The sequence below is a fragment of the Pirellulales bacterium genome, assembly GCA_019694435.1.
Taxonomy (GTDB): domain Bacteria; phylum Planctomycetota; class Planctomycetia; order Pirellulales; family JAEUIK01; genus JAIBBZ01.
Genome location: JAIBBZ010000038.1, coordinates 13588 through 28864, shown reverse-complemented (window position 1 = coordinate 28864; position 15277 = coordinate 13588). Strand labels below are relative to the sequence as shown.

Here is a 15277-nt window from a genome sequence, read left to right as displayed (position 1 = left end):
ATAGTTTTCAGGGTACTGGACATGCGACGCTGTTGGCTGCTGTTCGCCTGCGTAATTGGTATCGGGGCAAGTTCATCAGGCCTCTTCGCGCAAGAAGTTCCGCCGGCGGCCCAGGAAAAGCCAGACGACGCCTGGGTCAATCGCCTGCGCGATGAGTTGTGGGTCGAGTTTTTCCGGGCCCGAGGCGCCGAAGACGTGCCCGCCTTCCTCGATCGGGCCGCAGCGCTGACGGAGTACGACCTGCAGTCGCGAGGCGTCACGAAGCTCACGGCTGCCGAACAACTGCGCGACTGGCTGATCGAGCCCATCGCGATGATGCCGTTGGCGGCGCGCATCAAGGCCTATGAGGGGCTGCTGAACCAGTTGCGGAAGCTTGTCGACGAGCAGGATTGGCGCGTCGTCGACTTGAAATCTCGGATCGCCGAGGCACGGCGGTGTGTATTGCTGTCGAACGAGCAACAAAAGCAACTTGCGGCCGCCGACTCCCAGCGCAAGGCGGCCTTCACAATCTCGCAAACGTACGACGATGACTACGCGGCCGAATACGCCGCGCGCGCAGCCGACTCGTACCGCGAGCTGTTGGGACAGGGCTCGATCGCCGAAGCGGAATGCTGGGCCGCTACGGTTTACTACAGTGAGGGTGCGTACGCTCCCAAAGAGGAAAGCGTGCGTTATGCCTTGACTGCAATCGAGCGGCTAGACGAGGCTTTTCCTCCGGCCAGCTTTCCGGTGGGCCACCCGGCAACGGCGCACATCCTGATCCGTTGCGGGCTGCTGCAACAGCGACTCGATGAGCCGGAGTTCCTGGCCAAGTTGCAACGCGGTGCTGCCATGTTCGAGTCGCTCTACCCGGCCGAAGAGTTGCACGCCGGGTCCATCGATCTCGTCTTGGCGTACAACGACATCGGCTTCCAGCTTTGGCGCAGCGACGATGACCGGGCGTCGTTGGCCGTCGCTGAGAAGCGTCTGGCGCTGGTGCGACGCCTGTATCCGCCCGAGGCCTGGCCCCAGGGGCATGAGGAGATCGTCAAAGCGCTGGATGTGTTGTCGCACATTGCCCGCGAATGTGCCGAATCCGCGCGAGCCTTGGAGACTGCCCGGGAACAAGTCGCGATGTGCCGGCGGCTGTATGCGCCGGAGCGATTTCCCCATGGCGAGGAGCACCTGGCACAATCGCTTTCGCGGTTGGCGGCGATCGAGGAGCGTCTTGAGCACTATGACGAGGCATTCAGACACCACGAGCAGTCGCTGGCGCAGTATCTCAGCCTGGCAGACTACGGGGATGTATCAGGGCGCGGTAACTTCTTGAACTCCGCGGCTGACTCGGCCTTGTCGCTCGGATCAATCTGCGAAGCTCAACAACGTTTGGCGGGAGGGACTGAATACTTTTTGCAAGCGCTCGAACTCCATCGCTTGCGCTACAACCTTGCGACCTACCCGGAGGGCCACGCAGACATCGTCTTCGATCTCGGGCGAGTCGGCGGTGCCTACAAGTCGCAGCGCAAGTTTGACCTCGCGATTCAGTACCTGGAAAACGCTTTAGCGATGTGCCGTTCGGTGCATCGCGCACCCCAGGATCAGCGAGGGCAAGTTGACATCGCCAAGTATCTTCGGCGTGTAGCCGATGCGTACGCGGCGGTGGGGCGCTTGGAAGAGGCCGACAAGGGTTACCGCGACTCAATCGTGATGCTCGAGCGCCTGCATGCTCAGATGCCCGAGTCGAGCGAAGATCTGACCCTGGCAGATGCACAAAGCGATTACGCCAGGTTTCTCGACGATGTTGGTCGCTTTGCCGAGGCAATGCCGCTGTTGGAGCAATGCGTGGGCGCATACCGGGCGTACTACGCGAAGCGAGAATTCACCGGCGATCTCTATTTCCTCACGACGCAAATCGACGATCTGGCATCCGCGTATCGCGCCCTGGGACGATTTGCCGAGTCGCGTGCCTTGGTAGAAGAGGAATACACCATCTTGCAGCGGCTGTATCCGCCGGACCAATACCCGCGCGGGCACATGAAGCTGGTCTACGGCTTGCGGAGCCTCACACGCACGGCCCTGGCCGCAGACCTTTTCGGCGATGCGCAGCGCTATTGCGAAAGCATGGTGGACATGCTGCGCAGATTGTACCCAGAGTCCGAATACCCCCAGGGACACGAAGCCCTTGCCAGCGGTTTGACGACGCTCGGCGAACTGCAAATGGGCTTGGGGTATCGCGAGCAGGCCCATACGGCCCTGCAAGAATCGCTGGCCATGCTGCGCCGACTGGCGGCAAACCGGCCCGGCGAAATTACGTATCCACTGCGTATTTCCAATGTAGTATTCAGTCTCTCCAATCTGATGACGGCCAAGGGCGACTACGCGACTGCCGCCACTTATGCCGCCGAATCGCTGGAACTCGATCGCGAGCTCTACCCGGCCAACCTCTATCCACGGGGCCACGTCAACATCGCCTTCAGCATGCGACGTTTGGCGTTGGTAAAGACCTATCTAGGTCAGTTCGACGAGGCGCTCGCGCTGTCGCAGGAATCGCTCGCCATCTTGCGAGGATTGCGCCCGGAAAAGGACTTCCCGAACGGTGATCCCGACATTGCGGCCATGTTGGACAACCTGGGCTGGATTCAGGCGATGAAGGGCGAATTTGCGGCGGCTGCCACGACCGAGGAAGCAGCGCTGGCCATGCTGGAACGCCTGTTCCCAAATGAACAATACCCCGACGGTGTGCCCGCGCTGGGTACCGTCAATTGGCACCTGGCAACGGTATATCAGCGTCTGGGACGAACGGGCGACGCGATTCGCGCCTTGTCGCGGTCGATGGAGATCGATCAACAGCCGCTGGAAAACCTCTTCGCCGTGGCGACCGAAGAGACGATGATCGAGTTCTTCCAGAAGGAACTCTATTCGGGCGCCAACATGCTGGTCGACTTGTGCGAGCGCGCCCAGGCGGCGGGGGATCGCGAAGCTGCAACGGTAGCCTACAAGTGGGTGCTGAATCGCAAGACGCTGATCGTCGACTCGCTGGCTCGGTTGGAGCAGGCGCGCCGGGCGGAGCAGGCCGACCCCGAGATCAAGCGGCTGAACGCCGAGATCTTGCAGATGCGCCAGCAATTGGCCGATTTGGCCATCGGCTCGGACGACGAGGAGCTGACGGCCGAAGCCCAGGCCAGCCAATCCAAAGAGCTGAATCGCCGGATCGCGCAGGCCGAGACGGAACGCAACCGCCGCCTGGCGGGCCGCATGACTCAGCTCGTCGCGGGGCAGGTCGAGGTGAGCCAGACGCAAGCTCAGCTCGCGCCGGGGACGGCCCTGGTCGAGTATTTCCGCTACGACGACTACGACTTCGACCATGCGCCGCAGGTCAATTCGAGCTGGCTGGATACGCGTTATGTGGCCTTCGTCACCACGGCGGGCTCGAAAGAAGTCGTACTGGTCGACCTGGGTCTGGCGAGTGAGATCGACTTGATCGTGAACGAATTGCGTTCGCACGTCGAGCGCGTCAATCGTTCGCTGGCACTGACTGGTGAAGACCAATTAGTGCAGGAATATCGGGGGCTGGCCCGACAGCTCGCCGCCAAGATTCTCGATCCCCTTGAAGATCGACTTTCCGGCGCGAAGACGCTGCTGTTTGCCTGCGACGGCACGCTCAGCCGCGTGCCGCTCCACACGCTGGTCGACCAACAAGGCAATTATTTGATTGAAGACCATCGCGTCGCTTACCTCGCCAGCGGACGCGACTTGCTCCGCGAACGCTCCAAGCCGGCCACGGGCACGGTGCTGCTGGCCGATCCGGATTTCAACCTGGCACCGCACCAAGAAACCGCGCCAGCGGCGGACCTGGCCGGCGTCGACGATCCAAACGCCGTGCGCAGTCTCGACGAGTTGCGCGGGCTTTCGTGGGACCGACTGAAAGATACGGCGGTCGAGGGTCGCGAGATCAGCAAACTGCTGTCGGGCAGCGACTATGGCCCGATCCGCACGTATCAGGATGCGGCCGCAACAGAGGAACAGTTGAAGGAGCTGGCGGCGCCGCGCGTCTTGCACCTGGCCACGCACGGCTACTACATCCCGATCGAGCGGCAGCAGCCGTCCGACCTGGGAGACCTGGCCTTGAACGAGACAACTCGCGGCGGTACGGCGGCGGCAATCAAGCGAAAGCTGCGCGCGGCCGACAACCCGCTGCTGCGCTCGGGGTTCGTCCTGGCCGGCGCGAATGTCCGCCCGCAACAGAACGGCGCGTCGGTGGACGACGGTTGGGTCACGGCGCAGGAGGTCGCGTTGCTCGATTTGCGCGGGACCGAGCTCGTGGTGCTGAGTGCCTGTGAAACAGGATTGGGCGACGTGGCCGTGGGGCGCGGCGTGGCCGGGTTGCGCAGCGCGTTCCTGTATGCGGGGGCCGAGTCGATGATGACCAGCCTGTTCCGCGTGCCGTCGGCCTCGACGCAGGCACTGATGACGCGCTTTTACCAGGGACTTCGCGACGGCAAGCCGAAGCTCGACGCACTGTGCGACGCCCAGCGCGATTTCTTTCGCGAGGGGCTGCGCAACCAGTCGCGGTTTCATCCCTTCTTCTGGGGCAGCTTTGTGCTGATCGGGCGTCCGGATTAGCATGCGGCCTATGTCGCTGCGTACTTGCTGCTACTCGGTCTTGCTCGCATACGGTTGGGCTTTGGCGCCTGGCGCGTCGTTGTTGGCCGAAGACGTTGCCGCGCCCACGCGGCCGAACGTGGTCGTCGTCTGTGCCGACGATCATGCGGCGTACGTGTGCGGCGCATACGGCAATCGCCTGGCCCGCACGCCGGCGATCGATCGCCTGGCGGCCGGCGGCTTGCGCTTTGCGCGGGCCTATTGCAACTCGCCGGTATGCACTGCTTCGCGTCAATCGTTCCTCACCGGGAGGTACCCGCGCACCATCGGCGTTACCCGGCTCGAAACGCCGCTGCCCGAAAGCGAAACAACGCTGGCCGAGTTGTTTTCGGCAGCGGGCTATCGCACGGCGGCCATCGGCAAGATGCACTTCAACAGCGACCTGAAGCACGGGTTTGCTGAGCGCATCGACGATCCGAGCTACCGGGCTCACTTGCGAGAGCATCCCTTGCGTCCGCTGCCCGTGGGACTGGAAGTGCAGCCGGCTTGGAAGCCGTTTCGCGATCCGGCCGCGGTCTGGCTGAACGCCGCGGCGCTGCCGTACGGCGCGCGCGACGACGAAATGCAGGGCAGCTACTTTGCCCGCTGCGCGGAAGAGTTCTTGACGAGCGCCGAGGCGCGGCAGCCGTTCTTTTTGATGGTCAGCTTCTACGAGCCGCATTCGCCGTTTCGGTTTCCGATCGAGATGGCGGGCAGCTATCGGCCCGAGCTGTTCATCGCACCGCCGTGCGATCCCGGCGAAATGAACGACGCGCCCGCGATCTTTCGAGAGCTGAGTGACGAGCAAAAGCAAGGCATCCAGGCTGCGTATTACACGTCGGTCGAGTTCGTCGACCGCAATGTCGGCCGGGTCCTGGCGTCGCTGTCGCAGGCAGGGCTGGACGAATCGACGATCGTTGTTTACCTCAGCGACCACGGCTACATGCTCGGGCAACACGGACGCTTCGAGAAGCACTGCATGTATGAGCCCGCGGTCCAGGCGCCGCTCGTGATTCGTGTGCCGCATAACGAGCGCGCAGGCGCGGTCTGCGAAGCACCGGTCGAGTTGATCGACCTGGCTCCGACGCTGCTCGAGCTGTGTGGCCTGCCTCGAGGTGAGCGGATGCAGGGCCAGTCGCTAGTTCCGGCGCTGCGTGGCGAGGAGTTTGCCGGCCGCGAAGATGTTATCGTCGAATATGCTCCCAACGACGAGCTGATGATTCTTCGCGGCGCGATGAAGTTGATCTACGAGCGGGGCGTGCGGCGGCGGACCGACGGCTACGACACCGAACGTCCGTTGCCTGGCAGGAGAATTCGGCTGTTTGATCTGGAAAGCGACCCCGACGAACAGCGCGACCTGGCTGCCGCGGCCGAGCAGCAGCCGCTGATTGCCGATTTGTTGCAGCGCTTGGCCGATCACGTCGTTCAAACGGCCCGGCGTCCGGAGCAGGTGCCGGCGATGCCAGGCATCGAAGCACTGCTCGACTGGGGGGCACAGCCACGCGACGTCAACGACGACTGATCGCCGCCGAGTGGGGCCAGGCGAAGGGCACGGCAGGCGTCAGCGAATCCGGTACAGCGTGAAGTCGCCATTGCCAAACTGACGCTCGAAACGCTCGGGCTGGCGCGCGACGAACTCGCGCGTCAGGGCGATCAGCTTGGGGTCTTCGAGCAGCAAGAACGGCTCGTCGCGCTCGGCCACGACTACGTGCGTGGCGTGAATCGACTTCCAGTAGTCCCAAAGCTGCTGATCGTGTTCGGCAAAATTCCAAACCGTCGATTTGCGCCCGGTGAATAGCGCCATCGCTCGGGGTTTGAGAAATACCACCACGGCGTCGGCCGGCGTATGCCCCCGCACCTCGTCGAAGAGTGCCACGGTCTCGGGTTTGCCGATACCTTCGCGCATCGGGCCCAAGTCGAGCGTCGTCAGCCGCGCGGCGTAGCTGCCCGCCACGAATAGCACCAGCACCGCCACGACGCGGCGCCGAAACGTCTCGGGCAGCGATTCGAGCAGAATTTGCCAGCCCACGACGATGTACAGCAGGTACAGCGGCAAGAGCGGCACGATATAGCGTGCTCCCTGGTAGAACGGGAACACGATGACCAGCAGCATGTAGCACATCGGCACCAGTTCATACACGGTGGGCCCGCGCACCAGCCGCGCCAAGAAGCCCACCAGCGCCGCCGGGAGCATGATCAAGAACACCAGAATGGTCAAAGCGGGAACATAGCCGTTGTTCCAAAAGACGATGAACCGCTTGGTGTACTCGAACAGGTGATAGACGATGACGTCGGGCTTGAATTGGAAGAACGAGATGTAGGCGTTGTCGCTGTGCAAGAACAGCGTTTGCAGCAGGGCCAGGCAGCAGAAAATGGCCAGCGCCACCAGCGAGCGCCAACCGGGCTTCCAGCCGTTACGGCCGAAGTCGTAGACCAGCAACATTGGCACAAGCACCAGGCCCAGCGACCGGGTCGAATAGGCCGCGGCCGCGAGCAGGCCCGACAGCGCGAGCAGCCCCACGTGCGGCGGAGCGCCGCGCGGCACGCGATAGGCCCAGGCCACGGCCAGAAACCAGGCATAGACCAGCAGAATGAACGGCAAGTCGGACCCGACCGAGTTGACCCAATCGTACATGTAATGGTTCAGGCCAAACGTGGCCACGATGGCGGCCGCCGGCCAGGGGCCGACGATCCGGCGGAAGTTCAAATAGATCAACGCCAGCGAGCCCAGCAAGCAGGCCATCATTTCCAGTTTGAACGCCCAAAGATTCAGGCCGAATGCCGCATAGAGCGGGGCCAGGAACATGGCCGTACCCGGCGGATAGGTCTTCGGTCCCAACGAGCCGTAGCTGGGGTTGTAGATGTAGCCCGTCTCGGCGTAGGGGACCCCCTCGACGAGATTCTCCGCGTGCATGATGTACATCGCGAAATCGCAGCCCCATTCATGGCCCGGGCGCAGTTCAAGCGCGCGGATGGCTGCAATGGCCGCCAGCAGGATCAACACCAGGGCCCATTCTCGTCGCATGTTCGGTCCGCTCTTCAACGGTCTTCTACGCGGGAAGCAGAGTCGCAATGCCGGCGCGGGCCAGCGTTGCGCACGCGGAAATTTACGTCAATCCCGTTGTCCCGGCAGGCCAAGGGGCTTGGCCAATCGACGCCTTGGTCGCGCAGGCAGGCGCAACGCGAAGGCTTGCGACGATTGCTACAACCCGTACGATCGAGGAAATCCGCGGGCCACGGGCCGTTTCTCCAGGTGCAGGGTGGGCGAGATTTCCGGCCGGGCGCGGCTTCTGCGCAGTACATCCTTGAGGGAACCTGCACGGCACTCAGGGCCGTGGCGCGGACAACGAGCGATTCATTCGATTTCGAGGCGACGATGTTTGCAGGCAAGAAAGTCGTAGTCGTCATGCCGGCGTACAACGCGGCCAAGACGCTGAAGACCACCTACGACGAAGTCATGGCGCAGGGCGTGGTCGACCGCGTGATCGTCGTCGACGACGCCAGCCGCGATGAGACCACCGAAATTGCCAAGACGCTGCCCAATGTGCGCGTCCACAAGCATCCGCAGAACCGCGGCTATGGCGGTAACCAAAAGAGCTGCTACCGCTTGGCGCTCGAGGAAGGGGCGGACATCGTCATTATGGTCCACCCCGACTACCAGTACACGCCGCTGTTGATCCCGGCCATGGCCTGCCTGATCGGCAACGGCCTGTATCACTGCGTGCTCGGTTCGCGCATTCTCGGCGGCCACGCCATGGCCGGTGGCATGCCCGCCTGGAAATACGTGGCCAACCGCTTTCTCACGTTCTCGGAGAATGTGCTGCTGGGTGCCAAGCTGTCGGAATATCACACCGGCTACCGGGCATTCTCGCGACAGCTCCTCGAGCAACTGCCGCTCGAGGAAAACTCCGACGACTTTGTCTTCGACAACCAGATGCTGGCCCAGATCTTCTGGTTCGGCTATCAGATTGCCGAGGTCTCGTGCCCCACGAAGTATTTCGCCGAGGCGTCATCGATCAATTTCCGGCGCAGCGTGACCTACGGCTTCGGCTGCTTGCGCACCGGGCTGGGCTACCGCTTTTCGAAATGGGGCCTGATTCACTCGCCGATGTTTCCGCAGCGTGACCGGGTTTCGGCGGCGAGCACCGTGGCCGCGCCGCGATCGGGCCAGGCCGGCGCGGCGAGCTGACCGCTCGGCATCACGGCGCAATTTCGGCGTCGTTGCGATGATGCGTGAAGCTGCCTTGGGCAGAACCGTAGGTTCGGAGGCCTCGGCCACGAACTACGCATCCGGTTGCTGAAGATTCACATCCGCGACAAGTTCCCGGCGCCAAAGGCGCGGTGCCGGCGCGGACGAACCCCGCGCGCTTCCGCGGCATTTGGCGCCGGACGCGGAATCCCACGCGATCTGGCGACGAACGCTCTCGCGACTCGACCGGTCGAACACTTGGGCTGTTCGGCACGAACACGCAGTGGTACGACCACCCCGCTGGAGGTCAAATAGGATCACTTGGCCGCCTGCCCCGCGTATATTGGGGCCGTGACTGCATTAGCCGTTCGCCGCCGGAGATCGTCCGCTCATGGCTCATTGGCAACATCGCCCCGAAGGTTCCTGGTCGCAGTTCGAGTTCAACCAGCCCTATGCCAAGGGTCTCGCGCGGCTGCGCGACGAGGTGCTCGCCAAGACCGATTTCGATCCGGCGACCCTCTGGCAGTGGGGCACGATGCAAGCGATGGCCATCATCGAGGTACTCAAGGCCTGCGAGGCCGCCTTCGGACGCGATGGGCAGCAAGTCGTCGCTGATGCACTGCGCCGCGTGGGACTCGATATCGGGCGGCAGATCCTGGCGGGCAAGACCAAGCCCGACGACATGAGCGAAGCGGAGTTTGTCAGTTACTACGCGACCGTGATCAACCGGATCGTCTACGCGTCGCTCGAGGCGCCCCAGATCGACAGCGACCAGCAGGTGAGCTTCGACATCCTCTGGTGTCCCCACCAGGACCATTACCAGGCGTTCGACTGCCGGGTGCAGCGCTACTTCGTTCAGGGTATGCTCGAGGCGCTCGAGGAGTTCGGCGTAGGGCACGGCTTTCAGGTGCGCTTCGACTCGACCATTCCGGCCGGGGCCGATTGCTGCCACTTCACGCTCTGGAAGACCGACGCGGCAGGGCAAGAAGCCTGGCAAAACTATACGGCCGTGCTCGATGAAAAGGCCTTGCGCCATGCGGCCAGGGCTGCCGCCGACGCCGCAGCGAGAGCGAAGTCATGAGTGACGCCACCGAGCCCGATGCGACTGCTGCGCCCACAACGGAAGGCCGCAAGCCGCGCTGGGGTTGGCGAGTTTTAGGAGCCCTGCTGGCCTTGGTGCTGACGCTCGTCGCCTATCTCGTCTTTGCGCCGTCGCCGATTGATGCAGTGGCATACGACCCTCCGCCCAAGCCCGCGATGACCGGGGTGCTCGCCCCCAACGACCTGCTCCAGGCGGCGGTGGCCATCCACCCTGGCGAGCTTCAGGGGCCCGAAGATCTGCATATCGACAGTCAGGGCAACCTCTATGCCGGGACGATCGACGGGCGGGTCGTGCGCATGGCCGACTTCGGCCGGGGGCCCGTCGAAACGCTCGCCGAAACGGGCGGACGGCCGCTCGGAATCGACATGGACGCCGCCGGCAATCTGATTGTCTGCGACGCGATCAAGGGACTGTTGTCGATCGACCCCCAAGGCAAGTTGACCGTGCTCGCGACCGAGGCCGCCGGGGTCCCGTTGGGCTTTGCCGATGACGTGGCGGTCGCCCGCGACGGGGCCATTTATTTTTCCGACGCGAGCTCGAAATATGGGTCGCAGGAATACTTGTTCGATATGCTCGAGGCGCGGCCCTGGGGGCGGCTGTTGAAGTACGACCCAGCCACGAAGCTGACGACGGTTCTGCTCGACTCGCTGTATTTCGCCAACGGCGTGGCCCTCTCGCAGCAGGAAGACTTTGTCCTGGTCAATGAGACGTATCGCTACGCGATTCGACGCTACTGGCTCAAGGGCCCTCAGGTTGGCACCGACGACGTGTTTGCCGAGAACCTGCCTGGCTTTCCCGATGGCGTCTGGTCGAACGGCCAAGGCACGTTCTGGGTGGCGATGTTCACCGTGCGCAACGACATGGCCGACTGGCTCCATCGCCAGGCGGGATTGAAGAACGCGCTGGTCAAGCTGCCGTCGGCGCTCTGGCCGCAGCCCGAGCGCTATGGGCTGGTCGTGGCCCTGGACGAGCAGGGCCAACTTGTGCGCACCTTGCAAGATCCAACCGGCGAACAGGTGTGGCAGGTCACCTCGGTCAACGAACGCGACGGGGCCATCTACCTGGGCACACTCACCGGCGACCGAATCAATCGCGTCGTACTGCCGAAATAGCGCCGGGACGGCAGGTTTGCTGCCGGTTTGCGCCGCGTGAACCGGGCGCTAGGCGACCCCGTTTACGGGGAGTTTTTGCCGCTTGGGGCCGGCGTATTGTTGGTCGCAGAGAGCTCGTTCTATCATGTGGCATGGTCGCGTGCGGCGCGACCCTGTCTTGGCCCAATCGTCGAGGGTGCGAACGGATGCGGAACTACGGGAGCCTGTTGCTCGCGGCTTGCTGGTTGTGCGGCGCCGCGAACGCTGGTTGGGCGGCCGACTGGCCGACCTATCAACATGACCTGCGGCGCAGTGCCGTGACCGCCGAGCAGCTCGACGCGTCGCAGCTCGGCCTGGCCTGGAGTTGGGAAAGCGCCAATCTACCCCAGCCGGCATGGCCGGGGCCCGCCAAGTGGGATGCCTACAAGAACATCTACAACCTCCGCTCGATGCGGAATTACGACCCGGTTTATCACCCCGTGATCGTGGGTGAACGGGTCTACTTTGCATCGACGAGCGACGACGCCGTGCATTGTGTCGCCCTGGGCGACGGAAGTCCCCTGTGGAACTTCACGACCGATGCCCCGGTACGCATTGCTCCCTTTGCCCACGAGGGGCGGCTGTATTTCGGCTCCGACGACGGCTACGCCTATTGCATCGACGCGACGACGGGAGAACTCGTTTGGAAGTTCAGCCCCAAGCCGGGCGGCCAGGCAATCGTCAACGACGGCCGCTGGATTTCGCAGTGGCCGTGCCGCACGGGCGTGACCGTTGCCGACGGGACGGCCTATTTCGCTTGCAGCCTCGTTCCCTGGCAGCCCAGCTATCTGTGCGCCCTGGATGCCGCGACCGGACGCGCCGAGGGCGAGGGCCGGTATGTCCAGGAGCTGAAGGATGTCACGCTCGAAGGCAACTTGCTCGCCTCGGCGGCGCAATTGTTTTGTCCGCAGGGCCGCGAAGTGCCGCTGGTTTTCGAACGCAGGACCGGTGCGAGCCTGGGCGCGCTCAAAGGCGGCGGCGGCTGTTTTGCCTTGTTGACCGAGGACGATCACCTGCTGCACGGTCCCGGCAACCTGACGGGCTGGATCGTCGACAGCGATGCCTCGTCGCGCGCACGGGTGACGACGTTCAACGACGGCAATGCCATCGTCGTCGCGGGCGGAATGTCGTACTTGCTGACCGACTACTCATTGACCGCGCTGCGCCGCTCCGACAAGAAACAGCAATGGCAGGTGCCCTGCAATTGTCCGTATGCCATGATTCTCGCGGGTGACATGCTGTACGTCGGCGGCAAGGATGAAATTGCGGCCTTGCGCGCCGACGATGGCACGGAAGTGTGGCGCGGCGACGTCGCTGGCCGCGCCTACGGCCTGGCAGTCGCTGGCGGCAGCTTGATCGCGTCGACCGACCTTGGCGCCGTGCACTGCTTCCGGCCGGGGGCCGGAAGCCCGAGAGAATCGGAGCCGACCGCTGAGGTTGCCGCAGAAACCGCGGAGGCGGCCGAAGGGCTACTACATCATTGGAGTTTCGCGGCGCCCGACGCGACGGAGCGTGTCTCCACGGCGGCGCAAAGCCGCGTGGACGATCGAGCAGGCAAGCGGCCGGGGCTGATCCTCGGGCCCGTGGCCTGGCGACAGGAGACGATGTTCGCCGATTCGACATTCGACTATTTGCAGCTCGATGGCCGCACGAATAGCGTGCTCGTCGAACCACAAGCCACGGTCGATCGGCTGCCGCAGCGCGAGATCACGGCTTCGGCCTGGGTGCGCATCGATCGCCCACACGATCGCGGCGTGGTGATCGGCGTGGTGCAAGACAGCAATGCGGGCGGCCGGGGTTGGTCCTTGGGGGCCAATGCCTCGCAATTCGTCTGGACGCTCAAGGGGACCCAGGGCGAACGCAAGCTGACGCGCCTGGTCGGCGGCGAAATCGAAGTGGGACATTGGACCCACCTCGTGGGCACCTTCGACGGCAGCACGATGCGCCTGTTCGTCGACGGCCAGCAGGTTGCCGAGAGCCCGGCTCAGCAGGGCGCGATCCAGTATCCCCCTGCGGCGTTCTTTGAAATCGGCGCCTTGCACGACCGCGACGAGTATCGTCGGCTCGCCTGCGGCCTGCACGAAATCAAGCTCTTTACGCGGGCCCTGAACGGCGCAGAGATCAAGGCCGAGCACGACGCCCTGCGCGAAGATCTGCCGCGCGACCTGCCGCCGCTCAAGCTGGCGGTGGGCCCCTATATTCAATTCACTTCGCCCACGACGGCCGACGTGCATTGGCGAACCACGCAACCGGGGATGACGCTGTTGCGGCTTTCGTCGGGGCATCGCGCGGAATTCCTGCACGACGAAAACCCCCGGCTGGTCCATCGCCTCACCATCGACGACCTGGAGCCAGAGGCCGTCTATGACCTGACCATCTTGGCCCGCAACGACGATGGCGTTGCAGCACTGGACGGCATCGAATGCGACACGGCCTTCAACTTCACGACCCCGCGCGGCTCGGCCACGACCGGCGGCAGCGCCTCGCCTGAAGCAAACGCGCTCGCGAAGCAAATCGCGGCGACAGGGCTCGACCGGGGATTGGCGCTGGTGCTCGGCGCAGCGGAACCGGCGCTGGTCGAGACCCTGGCCGCGACCGGTGCCTTCCGGTGGCTGTTGGTCGACACGTCGAGCGAGCGCGTCGCGGAATTGCGCAAACTGCTGCACGCCGCCGGCGTCTATGGAGCGCAAGTTGCGGTTCGCCAGGTCGAAAGTCTCGACGCCGTGCCGCTGGTGGGCGATTCGATCGATCTGGTGATCGTGCTGGATCCAAAGTCGGCGGCCGAGGCCGCGCGACTCGTGCGGCCCGACGGCGGCGCCATCGTGGCTCGCGGCGCAGGCGCGCCGCAGGGCTGGAAGGTCACCCGTCGCGGCCCGAAGCCGGGCGCGGGGGTGTGGTCGCATCAGTACGGACTGCCGGACAACGCGGCCTACGGCGGTGAGGAACTAGCCGGCATCGGCGCAGCCGGGCAAATGGAGATTCAATGGCTCGGCCGTCCGGGGCCGCGCTTCCAGCCCGATCGCAACGGACGCAAGCCCGCGCCGCTCGCGGCCAACGGCCGATTGTTCATGCAAGGGCAAGAGCGCATCGCGGCTTTGTGCGCGCACAACGGAACGATCCTCTGGGCACTCGAAATCCCGGGGCTGGCGCGTTTCAACTTGCCGCGCGACTGCAGCAATTGGTGCTGCGACGACGACTTCGTCTACCTGGCGCACCGCGAACATTGCTGGCAGATCGACGCGGCCACGGGACAATTGGTCCGCGTTCACGAGCTGCCCGAAGACAGCACCGTCGCCGCCGGCGAATCGGCCGTTGCCGATTGGGGTTACGTGGCTCGTACCGAGCGATTGCTGATTGGCAGCGCCGTCAAGCCCGAATCGATCTTCACCAGCTTCTGGGGCGGCGCCGACGAAGGCTGGTACGACGCGACGTCGGGCCCGGCGACGGCCAAGGTCTGCAGCGAATCGCTGTTCGCCCGCGAACTCGACAGCGAAGCGCGCCGTTGGACTTATCGTGGCGGGGCCATCATCAATTCGACGATCTCGCTCGCCGGCGGGAAGGCCTACTTCGTCGAATGCAGGCACCCGGACGTGGTGTCGCACGCGACGGCCCGATTCTACGAGGAACAGATCTGGCAACAGCAGTACCTGGTGGCGCTCGATCTGAATACCGGGGCCAAGACCTTCGAAATGCCGCTCGACACGGTGGACGGCGAGGTGACGTTTTATCTCGCCGCCAGCGACGAGCGGCTGGTCCTCGTCGCGTCGGGCGCCAAGCAGTATCACGTCTACGGAATCGATCGCAACACGGGCAAGATCGTCTGGGAACAGCACTTCGACTGGCAGCGGGACAACCACGGTGGACACATGGCCCGTCCGGCCATCGTGGGCGGCCACGTGTATGTGCGGCCGCGGGTGTTTGATCTGATGACCGGCGAGAAGCTGGCCTTGGAAATGCCCGGCGGCGGCTGCGGCACCTATGCCTGCACGAAGGGCGCGCTGGTGTTCCGCTCGGGCACGGTGACGGTGTGGAACAACGAGACCGGCGAGCAGACGGGCTGGTCACGGTTGAGGCCCGACTGCTGGCTCAGTTCGGTGCCGGCCTGTGGTTTACTGCTTTCGCCCGAGGCGGGCGGCGGCTGTAGCTGCGGCTCGTGGATGGAAGTTTCGATCGGCTTTTCGCCGCGCGCCCGCGCGGAAGTCGCCGCGCAGAAATAAGAGTGGAGCGCCAGACGCA

Annotated in this window: 7 protein-coding genes; 6 read left to right on the top strand and 1 reads right to left on the bottom strand. The window is 64.1% G+C overall.

The annotated features are described in order from the left end of the window. Positions 1–21 precede the first annotated feature (21 nt). Both K1X74_20340 and K1X74_20335 read left to right on the top strand, forming a co-directional pair. Entirely contained in the window at positions 22–4602 is a 4581-nt protein-coding gene (locus K1X74_20340; protein ID MBX7168697.1) for a CHAT domain-containing protein, read from the top strand. A 10-nt stretch (positions 4603–4612) separates the two neighbouring features. Next, a complete protein-coding gene (locus K1X74_20335; GenBank protein ID MBX7168696.1) occupies positions 4613–6142 on the top strand; it encodes a sulfatase-like hydrolase/transferase in 1530 nt (509 codons plus the stop codon). Between the two features lie 39 nt (positions 6143–6181). Here K1X74_20335 and K1X74_20330 read toward each other — a convergent pair whose 3' ends face one another. Beyond that, positions 6182–7645 (bottom strand): hypothetical protein, encoded by a 1464-nt coding sequence (locus K1X74_20330; GenBank protein MBX7168695.1) that lies wholly within the window; start codon positions 7643–7645, stop codon positions 6182–6184. Positions 7646–7954: 309 nt separating this feature from the next. On the opposite strand from K1X74_20330, the gene K1X74_20325 reads away from it, so the two are divergent. The 4 genes from K1X74_20325 (at position 7955) to K1X74_20310 (ending at position 15258) form a co-directional block, all read left to right on the top strand. Continuing rightward, positions 7955–8809 carry a glycosyltransferase family 2 protein gene (locus K1X74_20325; protein ID MBX7168694.1) on the top strand — a complete coding sequence of 285 codons (855 nt, stop codon included), beginning with the start codon at positions 7955–7957 and terminating at the stop codon, positions 8807–8809. 391 nt (positions 8810–9200) lie between these two features. Next, entirely contained in the window at positions 9201–9890 is a 690-nt protein-coding gene (locus K1X74_20320) for an L-2-amino-thiazoline-4-carboxylic acid hydrolase (GenBank protein MBX7168693.1), read from the top strand. After that, a complete protein-coding gene (locus K1X74_20315) occupies positions 9887–11023 on the top strand; it encodes an SMP-30/gluconolactonase/LRE family protein (GenBank protein MBX7168692.1) in 1137 nt (378 codons plus the stop codon). The genes K1X74_20320 and K1X74_20315 overlap by 4 nt, the downstream gene beginning before the upstream one ends. Before the next feature lie 185 nt (positions 11024–11208). Next, positions 11209–15258, top strand: a complete 4050-nt coding sequence (locus K1X74_20310) for a PQQ-binding-like beta-propeller repeat protein (GenBank protein MBX7168691.1) — start codon at positions 11209–11211, stop codon at positions 15256–15258. Positions 15259–15277 lie beyond the last annotated feature (19 nt).

Bases quoted from the DNA above. Each gene is read 5' to 3' on its own strand.
- K1X74_20320 (MBX7168693.1), top strand. From the start codon at position 9,201: ATGGCTCATTGGCAACATCGCCCCGAAGGTTCCTGGTCGCAGTTCGAG.
- K1X74_20315 (MBX7168692.1), top strand. From the start codon at position 9,887: ATGAGTGACGCCACCGAGCCCGATGCGACTGCTGCGCCCACAACGGAA.
- K1X74_20340 (MBX7168697.1), top strand. From the start codon at position 22: ATGCGACGCTGTTGGCTGCTGTTCGCCTGCGTAATTGGTATCGGGGCA.
- K1X74_20335 (MBX7168696.1), top strand. From the start codon at position 4,613: ATGTCGCTGCGTACTTGCTGCTACTCGGTCTTGCTCGCATACGGTTGG.
- K1X74_20330 (MBX7168695.1), bottom strand. From the start codon at position 7,645: ATGCGACGAGAATGGGCCCTGGTGTTGATCCTGCTGGCGGCCATTGCA.
- K1X74_20310 (MBX7168691.1), top strand. From the start codon at position 11,209: ATGCGGAACTACGGGAGCCTGTTGCTCGCGGCTTGCTGGTTGTGCGGC.